General features: G+C 28.4%; 15 protein-coding genes. 9 read left to right on the top strand and 6 right to left on the bottom strand.

Going from position 1 to position 14,921, the window contains the following annotated elements:
• The first annotated feature begins 19 nt into the window (after positions 1-19).
• The 4 genes from H8S10_RS04355 to H8S10_RS04340 all read left to right on the top strand — a co-directional run bounded on the left by H8S10_RS04355 (position 20) and on the right by H8S10_RS04340 (position 3,143).
• Positions 20-994 (top strand): metal ABC transporter substrate-binding protein, encoded by a 975-nt coding sequence (locus tag H8S10_RS04355; RefSeq protein WP_186838032.1) that lies wholly within the window; start codon positions 20-22, stop codon positions 992-994.
• Positions 994-1,785: a metal ABC transporter ATP-binding protein gene (locus H8S10_RS04350; RefSeq protein WP_186838031.1), complete on the top strand. Its 792-nt coding sequence runs from the start codon at positions 994-996 to the stop codon at positions 1,783-1,785. Before H8S10_RS04355 ends, H8S10_RS04350 begins: the two co-directional genes overlap by 1 nt.
• Complete coding sequence (locus H8S10_RS04345) at positions 1,785-2,627, top strand: metal ABC transporter permease (RefSeq protein ID WP_186838030.1); 843 nt, start codon at positions 1,785-1,787, stop codon at positions 2,625-2,627. Before H8S10_RS04350 ends, H8S10_RS04345 begins: the two co-directional genes overlap by 1 nt.
• A gap of 75 nt (positions 2,628-2,702) precedes the next feature.
• Positions 2,703-3,143: a Fur family transcriptional regulator gene (locus H8S10_RS04340; protein ID WP_055267215.1), complete on the top strand. Its 441-nt coding sequence runs from the start codon at positions 2,703-2,705 to the stop codon at positions 3,141-3,143.
• Positions 3,144-3,262: 119 nt separating this feature from the next.
• On the opposite strand, the gene H8S10_RS04335 is transcribed toward H8S10_RS04340, so the two are convergent.
• Positions 3,263-4,078 carry a DUF4037 domain-containing protein gene (locus H8S10_RS04335; RefSeq protein ID WP_186838029.1) on the bottom strand — a complete coding sequence of 272 codons (816 nt, stop codon included), beginning with the start codon at positions 4,076-4,078 and terminating at the stop codon, positions 3,263-3,265.
• Between the two features lie 67 nt (positions 4,079-4,145).
• Positions 4,146-6,128 (bottom strand): type I pullulanase, encoded by a 1,983-nt coding sequence (pulA, locus tag H8S10_RS04330; protein ID WP_186838028.1) that lies wholly within the window; start codon positions 6,126-6,128, stop codon positions 4,146-4,148.
• 278 nt (positions 6,129-6,406) lie between these two features.
• Between pulA and H8S10_RS04325 the strand changes: the two genes are divergently transcribed.
• On the top strand, positions 6,407-7,069 hold the full coding sequence (locus H8S10_RS04325) for a hypothetical protein (RefSeq protein WP_186838027.1): 663 nt from the start codon (positions 6,407-6,409) through the stop codon (positions 7,067-7,069).
• 214 nt (positions 7,070-7,283) lie between these two features.
• Positions 7,284-7,727, top strand: a complete 444-nt coding sequence (locus H8S10_RS04320) for a hypothetical protein (protein ID WP_055267221.1) — start codon at positions 7,284-7,286, stop codon at positions 7,725-7,727.
• A 127-nt stretch (positions 7,728-7,854) separates the two neighbouring features.
• Here the strand turns inward: H8S10_RS04320 and H8S10_RS04315 are convergent, their stop codons facing one another.
• From H8S10_RS04315 to H8S10_RS04305, 3 genes are all read right to left on the bottom strand, one after another.
• Entirely contained in the window at positions 7,855-8,001 is a 147-nt protein-coding gene (locus H8S10_RS04315; protein ID WP_186838026.1) for a hypothetical protein, read from the bottom strand.
• 169 nt (positions 8,002-8,170) lie between these two features.
• On the bottom strand, positions 8,171-10,189 hold the full coding sequence (locus tag H8S10_RS04310; protein WP_186838025.1) for an amylo-alpha-1,6-glucosidase: 2,019 nt from the start codon (positions 10,187-10,189) through the stop codon (positions 8,171-8,173).
• Between the two features lie 252 nt (positions 10,190-10,441).
• Positions 10,442-11,965 (bottom strand): FAD-dependent oxidoreductase, encoded by a 1,524-nt coding sequence (locus H8S10_RS04305; RefSeq protein WP_186838024.1) that lies wholly within the window; start codon positions 11,963-11,965, stop codon positions 10,442-10,444.
• A gap of 109 nt (positions 11,966-12,074) precedes the next feature.
• Between H8S10_RS04305 and H8S10_RS17970 the strand changes: the two genes are divergently transcribed.
• The 3 genes from H8S10_RS17970 (at position 12,075) to H8S10_RS04295 (ending at position 13,845) form a co-directional block, all read left to right on the top strand.
• Positions 12,075-12,311: a hypothetical protein gene (locus H8S10_RS17970; RefSeq protein WP_207731838.1), complete on the top strand. Its 237-nt coding sequence runs from the start codon at positions 12,075-12,077 to the stop codon at positions 12,309-12,311.
• 86 nt (positions 12,312-12,397) lie between these two features.
• Positions 12,398-13,027, top strand: coding sequence for a tocopherol cyclase family protein (locus H8S10_RS04300; RefSeq protein ID WP_207731837.1), 630 nt, complete (start codon positions 12,398-12,400; stop codon positions 13,025-13,027).
• Positions 13,028-13,074: 47 nt separating this feature from the next.
• Positions 13,075-13,845: a histidinol phosphate phosphatase gene (locus H8S10_RS04295; protein ID WP_186838023.1), complete on the top strand. Its 771-nt coding sequence runs from the start codon at positions 13,075-13,077 to the stop codon at positions 13,843-13,845.
• 388 nt (positions 13,846-14,233) lie between these two features.
• On the opposite strand, the gene H8S10_RS04290 is transcribed toward H8S10_RS04295, so the two are convergent.
• A complete protein-coding gene (locus tag H8S10_RS04290; protein ID WP_186838022.1) occupies positions 14,234-14,881 on the bottom strand; it encodes a Type 1 glutamine amidotransferase-like domain-containing protein in 648 nt (215 codons plus the stop codon).
• Between the last annotated feature and the right edge of the window lie 40 nt (positions 14,882-14,921).

The following is a 14,921-nucleotide window of genomic DNA, read 5'->3' as shown; positions in this document are numbered from 1 at the left end:
TGAATTTAGGAGGACAAGTATGAAAAAAAAGTATACAAAAATATTATCCTTATTAATTATTACATTAGTAGCACTTATGGGGTGTAGCTCTAAAAATACCGAATCCATAAATGATTCTAACGAAATAACTATAGTTACATCTTTTTATCCAATATATATATCAACCCTTAATATTATTAAAGATGTTCCTAACGTAAAATTAATTAATATGACAAAAGCACAAACTGGTTGTCTACATGATTATCAATTATCTCCAGAAGATTTAAAAACTTTATCTTCAGCAGATATCTTCGTAGTAAATGGTGCTGGAATGGAAGGTTTCCTTGATAAAGTTATATCTAATGAAAAAGATTTAGATATAGTTGATTCTAGCGAAGGAATTAAGTTATTAACTGCTGATGGTGAAGAACATAGTCATGATGATGAAAATCATAACCACGATGAAGAAGAAACTCATGCTGATGATCATGATCACGAAGATAATCCTCATGTTTGGGTCAGCATAAGTAACAATATAAAGCAAGTACAAAATATAGCAGATGGATTAGCTAAATATGATCCTGATAATGCTGATAAATACGAAGCTAATGCAAAAGAATACATATCAAAGCTTGAAGCTTTAAAAACTGAAATGCATGAAGTAATAGATACTCTTCCAAATCGTAATATAATAACTTTCCATGAAGCATTTCCTTACTTTGCTGAAGAGTTTAACTTAAATATAGTTGGTGTCGTTGAAGTTGAGCCAGGAACAGAACCATCACCAAAACAATTAGAGGAAACTATTGAAATTGCAAAAAATAATAATGTAAAAGCTTTATTTACAGAACCACAATATGCTGCTAAAGCTGCCACTACAATTTCAAATGAAACAGGTATTCCACTTTATACCCTAGACCCTATTGTAACAGGTGATTCAACATCTGATGCTTACGACGATTATATAACTAAAATGGAACAAAATCTTGAAACTTTAAAAGAGGCGTTAAAATAATGGAAAATTCAAATTATACTAATAACAACAAATGCTCTGATTTTTGCTGTACAAAAGTTGAAAACTTATCTGTTACTATAGGTACAAATGAAATTTTAAAAAATATAAATCTACACTTTCATTGTGGAGAGTTAACTTCTATTATAGGGCCTAACGGTGCTGGTAAGAGTACACTTTTAAAAGCTTTATTAGGAGAAATTAAGCACACTGGAAAATTAACTTATGTTGGTACTTCATCTAAAGGAGTATCAAGCCCTATTATTGGTTATGTACCTCAATATTTAAATTTTGATTTAAGTACTCCTGCAAGTGTTCTTGATTTATTCATAGCTTGCAACTCAAAAGTCCCTGTTTGGTTATACTCATCAAAAAAATATAGAGAAAAAGTCTCTGAAAGTCTTTCTAGAGTAAAAGCAGAATACTTAATAGATAGAAAACTAGGAGCTTTATCCGGTGGTGAACTTCAAAGAGTTTTATTAGCATTAGCTTTAGATCCAATGCCTAATATTCTACTTCTCGATGAACCTGTATCTGGAATAGATCAAAACGGTCTTGAGTTATTCTATGATATATTAATGGACGTAAAATCTAAGTATGATTTATCTATTATACTAGTGTCTCATGATTTAGACTTAGTTGCTAAATATGCAGATAAGGTTGTTTTATTAAAAGGTTCTGTTCTTTGTAGTGGAACTCCTAAAGAAGTATTTACAAATAAAACTACAAGTAAAATTTTCGGATTGTCTTGGTATGAAGAAGGCGATTCTAAGAGTAAAGGAGGTAAAAAATAATGCTAGAATCTTTATATGGATTTATAGACTTTATACTCCCATTTCAATGGGTACATTATGATTTTATGAAAAATGCATTAATCGCAGTTTTATTAGTTACTCCTTTATTTGGAATACTTGGTACTATGGTAGTAAATAATAAAATGGCTTTCTTTGCCGATTCTTTAGGGCACGGTGCTTTTACTGGAATAGCAATAGGAATTCTAGTAGGTGGAATAAGCCCAACATGGGGAGCTACTATATTTTCCATCTTTTTTGCAATAGCTATTACTTTAATAAAAAATAAAGGTAATTCATCAACAGATACTATAATAGGAGTATTTTCATCAATTGCTATTGCTTTAGGTTTGGTTCTTATGAGTTTAGGTGGTAATATGAATAAATTTTCATCTTATTTAGTTGGTGATTTATTAAGTATTACACCTAAAGAAATATTTATGTTAGTAGTATTATTTATAATAATTTTATTAGTTTGGTCATTTATATTTAATAAACTTCTTTTAGTTAGTATAAATAGTTCACTAGCTAAAAGTCGTGGTACTAACACATTGCTAATTGAATTATTATTTACTATAACTATTGCAGTTGTTGTAACTATAACTGTTAACTGGGTAGGACTTTTAATAATTAATTCACTTTTAGTTTTACCAGCAGCTGCAGCACGTAATGTTTCAAAGAATATACGTCAATATCACTTGATATCAATTATAATTTCTTTATTGTCAGGAATTATAGGTTTAATACTATCTTACTACTTAAACACTGTTACTGGTGCAACTATAGTATTGATTTCAGCAATTATGTTCTTTATTACTTTAGGTTATAAGCAAAAATTTATATAATTTTATTAAAGCACTTTATCCTAAAGCCTATAAGATGTTATTATAATGCTATGATACTTTGAAAGGATGGGGATTTTGAATAATAAACCTAATTTTAGCAATTTACTAAAATGTAAAGGCCTTAAGGTTACTAAGCATAGAAATTCAGTATTAGAGGTTATTGAAAGCAGTAAAAGACCAGTTACTGCTGAAGATATTTATATTATTCTTAAACAAAGAAATATCTCTATAAATTTATCATCCATTTATAGAATTTTAGATACATTAGTTGCTAATTCTTTAATAAATAAGTTTATTTTCGAAGAAACTAATAAGACTTGTTATGAAATGAACGATATGCAACATAAACATTATCTTATATGTAATGGATGCAAAAAAGTATTTCCTATATCTGGTTGCCCTCTACATACTTATGAATCAGAATTAGAAGATACTTTAGGTTTTACAATTACAAGTCACAAACTTGAAATTTATGGATTTTGCAAAGAATGTAAAAACAATCCTAAAACCAAATAAACTACTTATCCATTTATAATAAAACGTAATTAAATAAATCCAGCATATGCTGGATTTATTTAATTTCTAGTTTAGAAATCTACCTATTAAGTTTTAATCTAAATTATTAACTCCTAATTTTAACTAACTCTAATTCCTTCTTCATGTAAAAATTCTTTAAGATCATCAACGATATCATCCATATTTTTCAATATCTCTTTATCACATTTACATGAATTCTCTATTAATCTATTCACACCCTCAGTCAGGAATCTAGGTATCTTTTTACACCTTGAATTAATTATTGATACCAACCTCTTATCTCCAGGATGTGGCATCTCATTAACAGCAAATACTACATCAAAGTAACTATCTAAAAACTTACATACCTTATAACTTACGCTTATTAAATCTCCTGTATGTATAGCTTTATCTATCTGATTATAATAAGATGATATACTATCTCTTAATAAATAATAATTTTTATCTACTATATTTAGTTTTAGCTTCTGCGGATAAGCTACTCTATATTTTTTTTGAAGATTCTTAAAAGTATTTTCCTTATCGTAAGCTATAAAAGCTCCTGAAACCACCTTCCATAAACATGTTGTATAGCCTACAGAGGCTTTACAATTGTCAATTACATCGAATAAATTATCCTTTAAAGTATCTAGCGTATAATAACTTACATCTATTTCTGTTGTAGAATTTCTTAATATAAAAATATCTTTTTCTCCATATTTTCCGCTAATAGTTTCTATAGTATCTGAAAACTTTTTTAACGCTTTACTCCGCCTATTAGCATCAATTTCAGCCTTTAATATCACCTCTATATCTATATCATAAAAAAAATCATTTTTCCCACTAGCCCCTGACCCTGTTAAAGTTATTGATAATACCTCATCAAACTTTTTGTACTCGTTTACAAGTTGGTATACTATCATATTAACACCCATATTCTCACCCCAATTTTATATATTTACTTTAGAAGATATGAAACCTCATATCTTCTAAAGTTAAAAATTATTTAGCTATAAGTACGTAAGCTGATTTTGCTTTCACCTTTAGCTCACTATCCCTAATTTCCTTTATTTCTTCTATCCCTGCTTTTTCTTCATTTACAACTAAACTCCACTTTCCATGTGGTATGTTAACATGTACATCTCTATTATTACTATTGAAAATTACTAAAATATCATTTTCTTCATCTATTTTCCCTTTAGTATTTAATATATATGCAACTACATTACTATCTGTGAATTCTTTTCCTTTTTCTAAAAATTTAATATTCTCTTGAATATCACTATTTGAATCCATTCTAAAAGCTTTATATCTTTTTCTTAATTTAATTAATCCTTTATAATACTCCATTAATTCTTTATACGTGTTTCTTCTTTCCCATCTTAGTTTATTTACATAATCAGATGACTTAAAGCTGTTTTCTATTAAATTTCCTTCTTCATCCATCTTAGTTCTAGCTATTTCTTCCCCAGCATGAATAAAGCTTATACCTTGTGATGTTAAGACTATTGCTGCCGCTAATTTATTCATCTTTATAAGCTCATCTTCTGATACATCTTTATTCACTGTTTGTAGTTTGTCCCATAATGTTAAATTGTCATGGGCTGATGCATAAGTTATAGTTTGATAAGGTTCGTTAGCCCAAAAATTTCTAGCGTACATAGCCTTATTTACATCAACTTGTGGATGCTTAGTAGATGCTACTACTGAGAATTTTATAGCTTCTTCTAAATCTTTGCCTCCATTTACAAATCCAGCTTCTTCTTCATAAAAAACATGTCCTTTTATTCCATCTCTACAATCATCACTAAAAGCAGCTATTTGCAAATCGTTATATTTAAAAGTATTTTTCTTTAATGCAGCTTTTTCATCTGCTAGAGGAGTTGGACCACCTGCCCATCCTTCACCATATATTATTATAGATTTATCTATTTTATCTAATTCTCTTCTAATTTCCTTCATTGTTTCAATATCATGTAATCCCATAAGATCAAATCTAAACCCATCTATATGATACTCCTTAGCCCAATAAACTACCGAATCTACCATATACTTTCTAAACATATATCTATCTGAAGCAGTTTCGTTTCCACAAGCAGAACCATCTGTGTAATTACCATCTTCATCTGCTCTATAATAATATTTAGGCACAGCCAAATTTAGAAATGAATTTAAGTCAAAAGTATGATTATATACTACATCCATAACAACTCTTAATCCTTCTCTGTGTAACTTTTGCACTAATTCCTTAAACTCTTTTATTCTAACTTCTCCTTTATAAGGATTTGTTGAATATGAACCTTCTGGAACGTTATAATTTTTAGGATCATATCCCCAATTATATTGTGGTAAATGAAGTTTAGTTTCATCTACTGATGCATAATCAAAAGATGGTAAAAGATGAATATGAGTAAATCCCATCTCCTTTAAATGATTTAATGGTGTCTTATCCTCTATAAAGCCTTTAAATTTTCCTCTGATACTAGCTTCTATTCCTGATGATTCATCTATTGTAAAATCTCTTACATGAACCTCATATATTATGGAGTCTGTCCAATTATTTAGTTCTGGCTTCTTATCTTCATCCCATTGTTCTGGATTTGTAGCTTCTAAATCTATTACCATAGATCTATTTCCATTTACACCTACAGCTTTTGCATATGGATCTACCAATACATTTTCGTTTTTATCTATATAAACTATATAATTATAAAATTCTCCACTTAAATCCCCGTCTACTTCTAAAGTCCAACTTCCTTTAATGCTTTTATTCATCTTTAATATTTTTTTAGCTTCACATTCATAGTCATAAGGATTATTTCCATAAAAAGCAATTTTAACTTCATCTGCAGTAGGTGCCCATAATATAAATTTTGTTTTTTCTTTAGAATAAATTGCTCCTAATTCACCATCATAATTATATAATTTTTGAAACTCTTTACTTTCAAAATACTTATTCACATCTACAATTTCTCTCATTTTCATTCTATACTCCTCAACTCTTTCTTAAGTTTTTCGGAAACGGTTCCGATTTCTTGCTTAAATGGTTTCTATTTTTAAATAATTCCTATTTTATTATAACATATTTTATTCCCTAAATATGTTAAATATTAATATATTTTATTTTTGAATATAATTCCAAATTAATTAGCAATTTATATCCTTTAACCAATTATTTACCTTATTAATATTTGCGACTTTTTCACATAATAAACATATATGACAGGCTAATAATTATCCTGTCAAAACAAAGGAGGAATATTATGAAGAAAAAAAATTTATCACTTATGTTATTGTCTTTAGTTATCGCTTCTGAGACTTTAATATCTATGCCTTCAGCAACAATTAAAGTTTCAGAGCTAAAACCTGTTGAAGTCTCAAACCCTTCAACAAACTCCGATAAAGGTGGAGATAGGGAGTCTAAAAAAGAAGAAAAACCATCTTCTCCTGCTAAAGAACAAAAGCCTGCAGAGGATATGAAGAAGAAACCTTGTGAGGATAATTCTAAAAAGGTAGTACCATCTACTCCTGCTAAGGAAGAAAAACCTAAAGAGGATATGAACAAAAAAACTATGGAGAAAGAACAAACTCCTGCTACTCCTGCTAAAGAACAAAAACCAGCAGAAGATATGAAGAAAAAACCTTGTGGAGAAAAACCTAAAGATTCTACTAAGACTGAAGAGCAAACACCAGCTGCTCCTACTAAAGAAATAAAACCAAAGTGCAAAGAGGATAAAACTTCTAATAAGAAGGATGCAGAAACTAAGGAAGAAAAGGAAACTAAAAAAGATAAGAAATGTAAAGATAAAAAAGATAAAAAAGATAAACATCATCATAAAGATCATGATGAAGATAAACATGATAAAGATCATGACAAAGATAAAAATAAATGCAAAACTCCTTGCAGAGATTCAAAGGATCAATAATTATAATCCTATATATAACTGATATCATATTATCAAATATACGGTAACATTTTATTTATATAAAAGTATTAAAATTTCTTAATATGACTATTAATTTATATTCTTAAAAAGTTCTACTACATATATGTAGCAGAACTTTTTATTTTAATAATTATATAATTTTAAATAATATAGCAAATTATGAGAGATAATATTTTTAGAGGAGTGATGTTGAATGCTTAAAAGAAAATTTACTACTATAATACTAATATTATTAATCATAGAAAGTTTTAGTTTTTTTAATCCATTTTTAAAACCTAATGCTTCTTTTAATTTACCTTGCACTTGTGATGATGAATTCAATTCATTTTACACTGATGATGATAGTTCAAATAGTAAATATATAGATATTTTTTGGACTGAAAATAATATAAAACTTTTAAATGAAAATGAAAAAAAGATTTTAGATGATATCCAAAATAAAATGATTACAAATAACAGATTAGACAAAGAAGATATTGAACAAATGGCTACATTAAAAGATATAGTATTCAAGTCAAAACTAACAGAAGATGAATTTAATGATTTTAAAGAAATTATATCAAAAAAAAGAAATAGAGAAAAATTAACTACTGAAGAGGTTGTTAGGTTAAAATCCTATTTCAATTCTATACAATAGCCTATTAATTTTTGTACTTTTTTAAAGTAATATATATCATTATTAACACAACAACTGTAATAATATTATTAATATAATTTTCTTTTATATTAATTACCTAATAACATATTAAAATCTCTAAAGCTATCTATAGAATTTTACCTAAAAAAGTATCTATAGTAAAGACTATTCCATTTACATCGCTAACTGCTGATGTCAAAGTGATAACTCCAGATGGCATAAATGGTAATAGTCTTCTTTGAAAAATTTCAATTACACTTTCTGAGTTGAACATTCTGTTACCTTTTTTCTCAAAAAAAGACTGTAGTAATAAAACTACAGCCAAAACTCATAAAAAACTCATAACACTTTTAATAACAACACTTTAAGGCACTACTCTTAGGTACCTAAGTATATTTTATAACCCAAACATAATTTAGTCAAATTTAACTTTAATTCCCACTTTAGCAATTTAAATATGGCATAACATCATTAGCATACGCTCTTAGAACTTCTGCTACACTCCAAGCTTGTGAGTAACATCCTCTACTTGTAGATGCAAAATCTCCATCAAAAATCTCTGCTATTCCGTTTATACAACCATCTCTCATTGTATCTTCAAAAACCTTACACATATGCTCAGCTTTCCATACCGCATCTTTAGAATAATCATTAACCTTACAATAAGCAGTTATAAATCCACCTATTAAAAATCCCCAAGTTGTTCCCATATGATAAGCACAATCTCTGTCAAAAAGCTTACCTATATATTTATTTTTATAGTCTTTATCCATAAAAGATAATGAACGTAATCCATAAGTAGCATATAGATGTTTATATACTACATTTACTATACTCTTTTCTTTTTCTCTATCTAATATTGAAAATGGTAATGATACTGCCCAAATTTGATTTGGTCTTATTCTATCATCATCTTCATCAACTACATCATAGAGACACCCTTTTTTTTCATTCCAAAATCTCTTATTAAAAGATTCTTTAACTTTTGCTGCCAATTCTTTATATTGAGTATTGTCTTCGCCAAATTCCTTAGCTAGTATTTCCATTATCTTTAGCGAATTAAACCATAAAGCATTAATTTCTACCGGCTTTCCATGTCTAGGTGTCACTACATAATCTCCAACTCTTACATCCATCCAAGTTACTTGATCTAATCCTCCACCAGCATGAATTAATCCATCTTCATCCATACCTATTGAAAAATCTGTAGATGTTGAATATGCTTCATAAATTTCTTTTAACTTTGGATATATCTTTTCTTTAATAAAATTATAATCCTCTTCATTTCCAGTATAATTTAAATACTGATATACTGCTTGAAAATACCAAAGAGAAGCATCAACTGTATTATATCCTGGTTCTGTGTTCTTATCCGGGAACACATTTGGTACAAGTCCATTCTTAATATATCTTGCAAATGATTCTAATATCTCTCTGGCATCATCAAATCTTTTGGTAACTAAAGTCAAGCCTTCAAAAGCTATCATAGTATCTCTTCCCCAGTCAGTAAACCATGGATATCCAGCTAATACAGTTTTAAGTCCTGTACTCTCTCTCTTTACTATAAAGTGATCTGCTGCTTTAACAAGGTTATTAGCAAATCTATCCTCTAAACCGGCTTGTCTTACTAATTTTTCTGCTCTACGCTTATATTCATTTATAATATCAAATCCTGATTTATTATCTAATTCCTCTATAGTACATTTAATGTAAAACTTCTTCTTTTCGAAAGGTTCTAAATCAATCTGTACCTCATAAGGAGTGTAATGATTATCTACTCCTAAAAATCCTGTTCTATGATCAATCATATAGTAATGATTTTCTTCAATTAAGTAATTTGGTGTAGCCATACTTGTTGGTATTAAACTTCTATCATAAAACTCACCTTCAGAAGTATAGAATTTAATCTCTCTTTCTTTATCTATATCAGGTATTAAAGTTAACTTTCTATCATCAACCGCCATATCAAATTTTAGTTCATTTTTTTCACTAACATCTGTTGATGGTCTATAATTAAATAATGGAACTATTCTTAATTTAGCTTGATCTAATCCATTTTCTATTTCATAGCAAACAACTACAGTATTGTGTCCATACTCCATAGCAATTGTCTTTTTTATATTAATATCTTCAACTTTATACATATATTCTGGAACTGAATCAAAAACAAATCGTTCTAAATATTCTTGTCCATTCTTTGAAGTTCCTATATATTGTTGAGATGTTAAATCATATTCTCTTCCATCAATTTCTATTATTTCTTGAGTTCTTGTAAGTATCAAAGTTCTATTTACAGGTGCATTTAGAGATGCTACCAAGTATCCATGAAAGCATTGTGCTCCTCCACCAGCAACAGTATGATTAGCAAACCCACCAATACCATTACCAATCATCCAAAGTAATTCATTTCCATCTTCAATACTTTTAAAGTTGCCTCTTCCATATTTATAAACCTTCTCCATAGTTATCCCTCCCATATCTCTGTCTCACTTATAGATTATATCGGAATCGTTTCCAAGTCAATAATTTTTAAATTAAAGATGTATTTAAGAAACGTTATCTACTAACAAATAATTATTGATTATTTCTTCAATGTTACAATTGGCAAGTTAAAATATAAATTTAACTAAAATTAATTTTTAGAAAACTTAAATCTTAAAGAAACTGCACGCAGTTTCAACATTAATTTATAACTTGCCATTTATAACTTATCATTATAATAAATTTGGATTTATCTCATTATATGTCTCTGCTCCATATTGTTTTAAAGGAATAGTTGCTGGTCCTTCTAATATATCACCATCTATTCCAAATCTTGAACCATGGCAAGGACAATCCCAACTTTTCTCTAATGGATTCCATTTTAATTCACATCCCAAATGTGTACATGTTGTATCTACTATATGAAATATATCATTCTCATCCCTATACACCCCAAATTTAGCTTTATCAATAATAACTACTTTTCCAAAACCTTTTTCCGGCATCTCTTTAGATGCAATCTTAAGTTTTCCAATTAAATATTGAACTCCTACATCAGCATTTTCCTTAAAAAATTCTCCTGTTAAATACCCATCGCTCCTTGATGGTGTAAATGTATTTAAATACTTACTCTTTCCCTTTATATAAAGATCACTTAATATAATACCTGCTAAAGTTCCGTTACTCATTCCCCACTTTGCAAATCCAGTTGCTACCAATATATTCTTTGTTACTGAATTTAAATATCCTATATATGGAACATTATCTGTAGTTATATAATCTTGTGTACTCCATCTATATTGATAGTTTTCAACACCAAATACGTCTCTACCATATTGCTCTAAAGCTCCATAATGGTCTTCTTCTGTTTTATGAGCAACTTTATGACCTTCTCCTGCTATTAATAAAAATCTTCTTTCTCCATCATTATATATTCTTAAACTTCTCTTTGGTGTAGATGAATTGATAAATGTAGCTTGTGGAAAATCACCATCATACTCTCCTGCTACTACATATGATCTTTCAGGTTTTAATCTTGCAAAATAAAAGCTTAATCCATCATAAAATGGATAGTGTGAAGCTATAATAAGTTTATCTGCTTTAATTTCATACCCATTTAAACTATGTACTGTTATACTATCTTCATATGCATCTACAGATTTCATAGGAGATTTCTCATATATTTCCCCGCCTAACTCTTTTACTTTTTTTGCTAAAGCATCAATATACTTCTTAGGATTAAACTGTGCTCCTACATTAAACTTTATAGCTCCTGATGATTTAATAGGCAAAGGAATATCCATTATAAACTCACAATTAATCCCTATCTCTTTACAAATATTAAATTCGTTCAATACTTTTTTTCCATCACTATCATCTTCTGCATAAATATAAGCTGGAGCTTTCTCATAATCACATTCGATTTTATTCTCTTCTATTATATTCTCAATTAACTTTAAAGCTTCTTTATTAGCTTCATAATATTTCTTAGCATCATCTCTTCCATAACGCTTATATATATCAGAGTATTTTATTCCATGTTGAGGAGTTATCTTCCCAGTATTTCTACCAGTAGCACCATAGCCAATATAGTCAGCATCTACAATAGTAGTCTTATATCCCTTTTTACATAATAAATATGCTGTAGTAATTCCAACAATTCCTCCCCCTACTATTAAGCATTCAACTCTTTTATCCTCATCTAACTCTCCATATCTATCGCCTTGTGAACTACTTATCCATAAAGATTTATTCATACATAACTTCCTTTCCATTAAATTATATTATACAAATAGTATACCCCTGTATATTTATCCTATGTTTGATAAGACTAACTCTATAAGAATAATTTTATTGGAGGAAAAAATGAGTATTATACGTAATCCAAACTTATATCATGGAAAAAATAAAAAAGATAACTTTTTTGAAGGCTGGTATTATAAATTAGTAACTAAAGATAGAAAATATACTTTAGCCATTATCCCTGGTATAAGCCTTTCTTCCGACTCACATTCTTTTATTCAAGTACTTCGAGGAGAAGATGTGTTATATGATTATTTTAGATTTTATAAAAATGACTTTTTTCTTCTAACTCATACTTAAAAATTAATATTTCTAATAATTCTTTTTCCCTAGATGGGATTTTTTTAGATTTATATAATTCTAAACTGAAAATTAAAGGTTCATTATTGTTTTCTAATCTTGTTAAATGGAGTGATTCTATTATAAATCCAGGTAGCATGGGATTTTATAACTACTTAAAGTTTATGGAATGCTATAGTCAGGTATGTGCTTTAGATGGTGATATAAAAGGTACCTTAAGTATTAATGATAATATTATTGATTTCAATGATGGTAAAGTTTATATTGAAAAAAATTGGGGCCGTAGTTTCCCTGTAGAATGGCTTTGGATTCAAAGTAATACTTTTAAGGATTCTAGAGCTACTATAACCTGTTCTTTAGGAGAAATACCATTTCCACTAAAAAACTTTAGAGGTTTTTTAATAGGTGTTACTGTAGATAATATGTTTTTCCCTTTTACGACTATGAATAGAAGTAAATTAGACCTCAAGGTAGAAAGTGACGATATACTTCTAACTGTAATACATAAAAACCTTAGACTTTCTCTAAAAACTATAACCGATACTAATTCTTTCATTTTATGCTATGGTCCAAAAAATGGTCAAATGGTTCCATTTGTGAAAGAAACCTTAACTGCTAAAGTCCAAATGGAGCTTGTAGATACAAAAAATAATACACTTATCTACTCTGGAGAAGGTTCAAATACAGGAATTGAATTCGGAGGTAACCTTATGTAATTTGTGGTATACTCTATAGATATAAAAGTAATTACTTGGAGGTAAAAATGATATTTGATACTCATATGCATACTATTTTTTCAAGTGATAGTAAAATGTCTATAAGTGAAGTAATTAATACTTCAAAGTCACTAAATCTAGGCGTATGTTTAACTGAACATATGGATCTTGACTATCCTGAAGAAAATGAATTTAAATGTGATATTCCAAGATATTTAGAAACTTATAGTAATTATAGATCTGCTTCATTATTACTAGGTATTGAAATTGGCATGACCCAAAATACACTTTTAGAAAATGAAGCTACTGCTAATAAATACGACTTCGATTATATCCTTGGTTCTATTCATACTGTTGATGGTTTAGATATATATAATACATTACACAATAATAAACCACCTAGTGATGATTTCTATAAAAGATATTATGAAAACATGTTATACTGCGTTGAAAATTATAATAACTTTGATTCTTTAGGACATATAGATTATCTTTTTAGATATGCTCCTTTTCCTAATAACGAAATAAATATTAACCCTTATAAAGAAATTGTAGAAGCTATATTCTTAAATCTAATAAAAAAGGATAAAGCCATTGAAATAAACACAAGAAGATTATCTAATCCTGCTTCTTTACAGGCTTTATTTGAGACTTATAAATTCTATAAAGAATTAGGTGGGAGATATGTAACTATAGGCTCAGATGCCCATACCCCTTCAGCTATAGGAAATAATATAAAAGAAGCTTTAATGCTTGCAGAACAACTATCATTAAAGCCTATCTATTATAAATCTAGAAAAATTAATTACTTCAAATAATAAAAAATAGAGAATAAATACTTCTTTAGGTATCTATCCTCTATTTTTATTAAATCTATAAAAATAATTGGTATAATCTCACTTCATGTAATCTATAGCAAATTTTCTGTAGTTCTTCCTTTCTCTCAATAGGAGCTTCAAAATTTAAACATCTTACTCCCAATATCTCACCAGGCTTCACCTAAATTTATAAATCTTTTTATAACATCATTTTCTGGAATACCTTTTACATAGGCATTTAAATACGCTTCTCTTTAAATAATCCGCTACTTTTTATCCCATCTATTAGCTGTTCCATCATCCTGAGTCCATACTTAAATCTGTTTAATTCTATTATTTATGATCTTTTCTTTTGCATATTGCTACATTTTTTCTGCAACGGAAGCTCTTATATACTAATCACCTTCTCTGCCGTTCCATTCTTAAGGATATATATATCACCATAATAAGTACATTTATCATCTCGAACTATGATAGCACTTTCATCACACATTCCATAAATTAAATATTTATATGATAATTCCTTTAACTCATCGTTAAAATTATCTAAAGTAAAATGAGGTTCTACTGTTTTATCTAATAGTCCAATACCTTTATAAATCTCCTGCTTATCATGTCCACATGTAGTAGTTAAAATTGATGTTTTAGCCATATTAATAGCCCCTGCACTTAATCCAATTATTAAGCAGTCTGTATTTACTATAGACTCAACTAATCTATTATCACGTAAAAACTTCATCTGTAGCAGAGTTGTCCCACCCATTAAGTATATAAGTGATGCATCTTTTATTTCATTAATCATCTTTTTAGAATCTAATCTATTATCTAAAACAACCTTATTTTCAAAGTTTATTCCAATTTTCTCAAACCACTTTAAATACTTTTCTGCATATTTATCTGTTATTTCTCCTATACTTGGGTCCGATGCAATAAAGACCATTTTATTATAATCTTTTAAATCCCTTTTAAACTCATCTGCTATTAGTGAAAAGCCGTTTTCTTTGCTAAAATCACTAAACAAATAATATTTTCCCATTTCATCACCACACTTTAATTGTATTAACTATATAATATAT

It is taken from the genome of Clostridium sp. NSJ-49 (assembly GCF_014287725.1).
In the GTDB taxonomy this organism is placed as follows: Bacteria; Bacillota; Clostridia; order Clostridiales; family Clostridiaceae; genus Clostridium; species Clostridium disporicum_B.
This window is presented reverse-complemented; position numbering and strand designations above follow the sequence as displayed.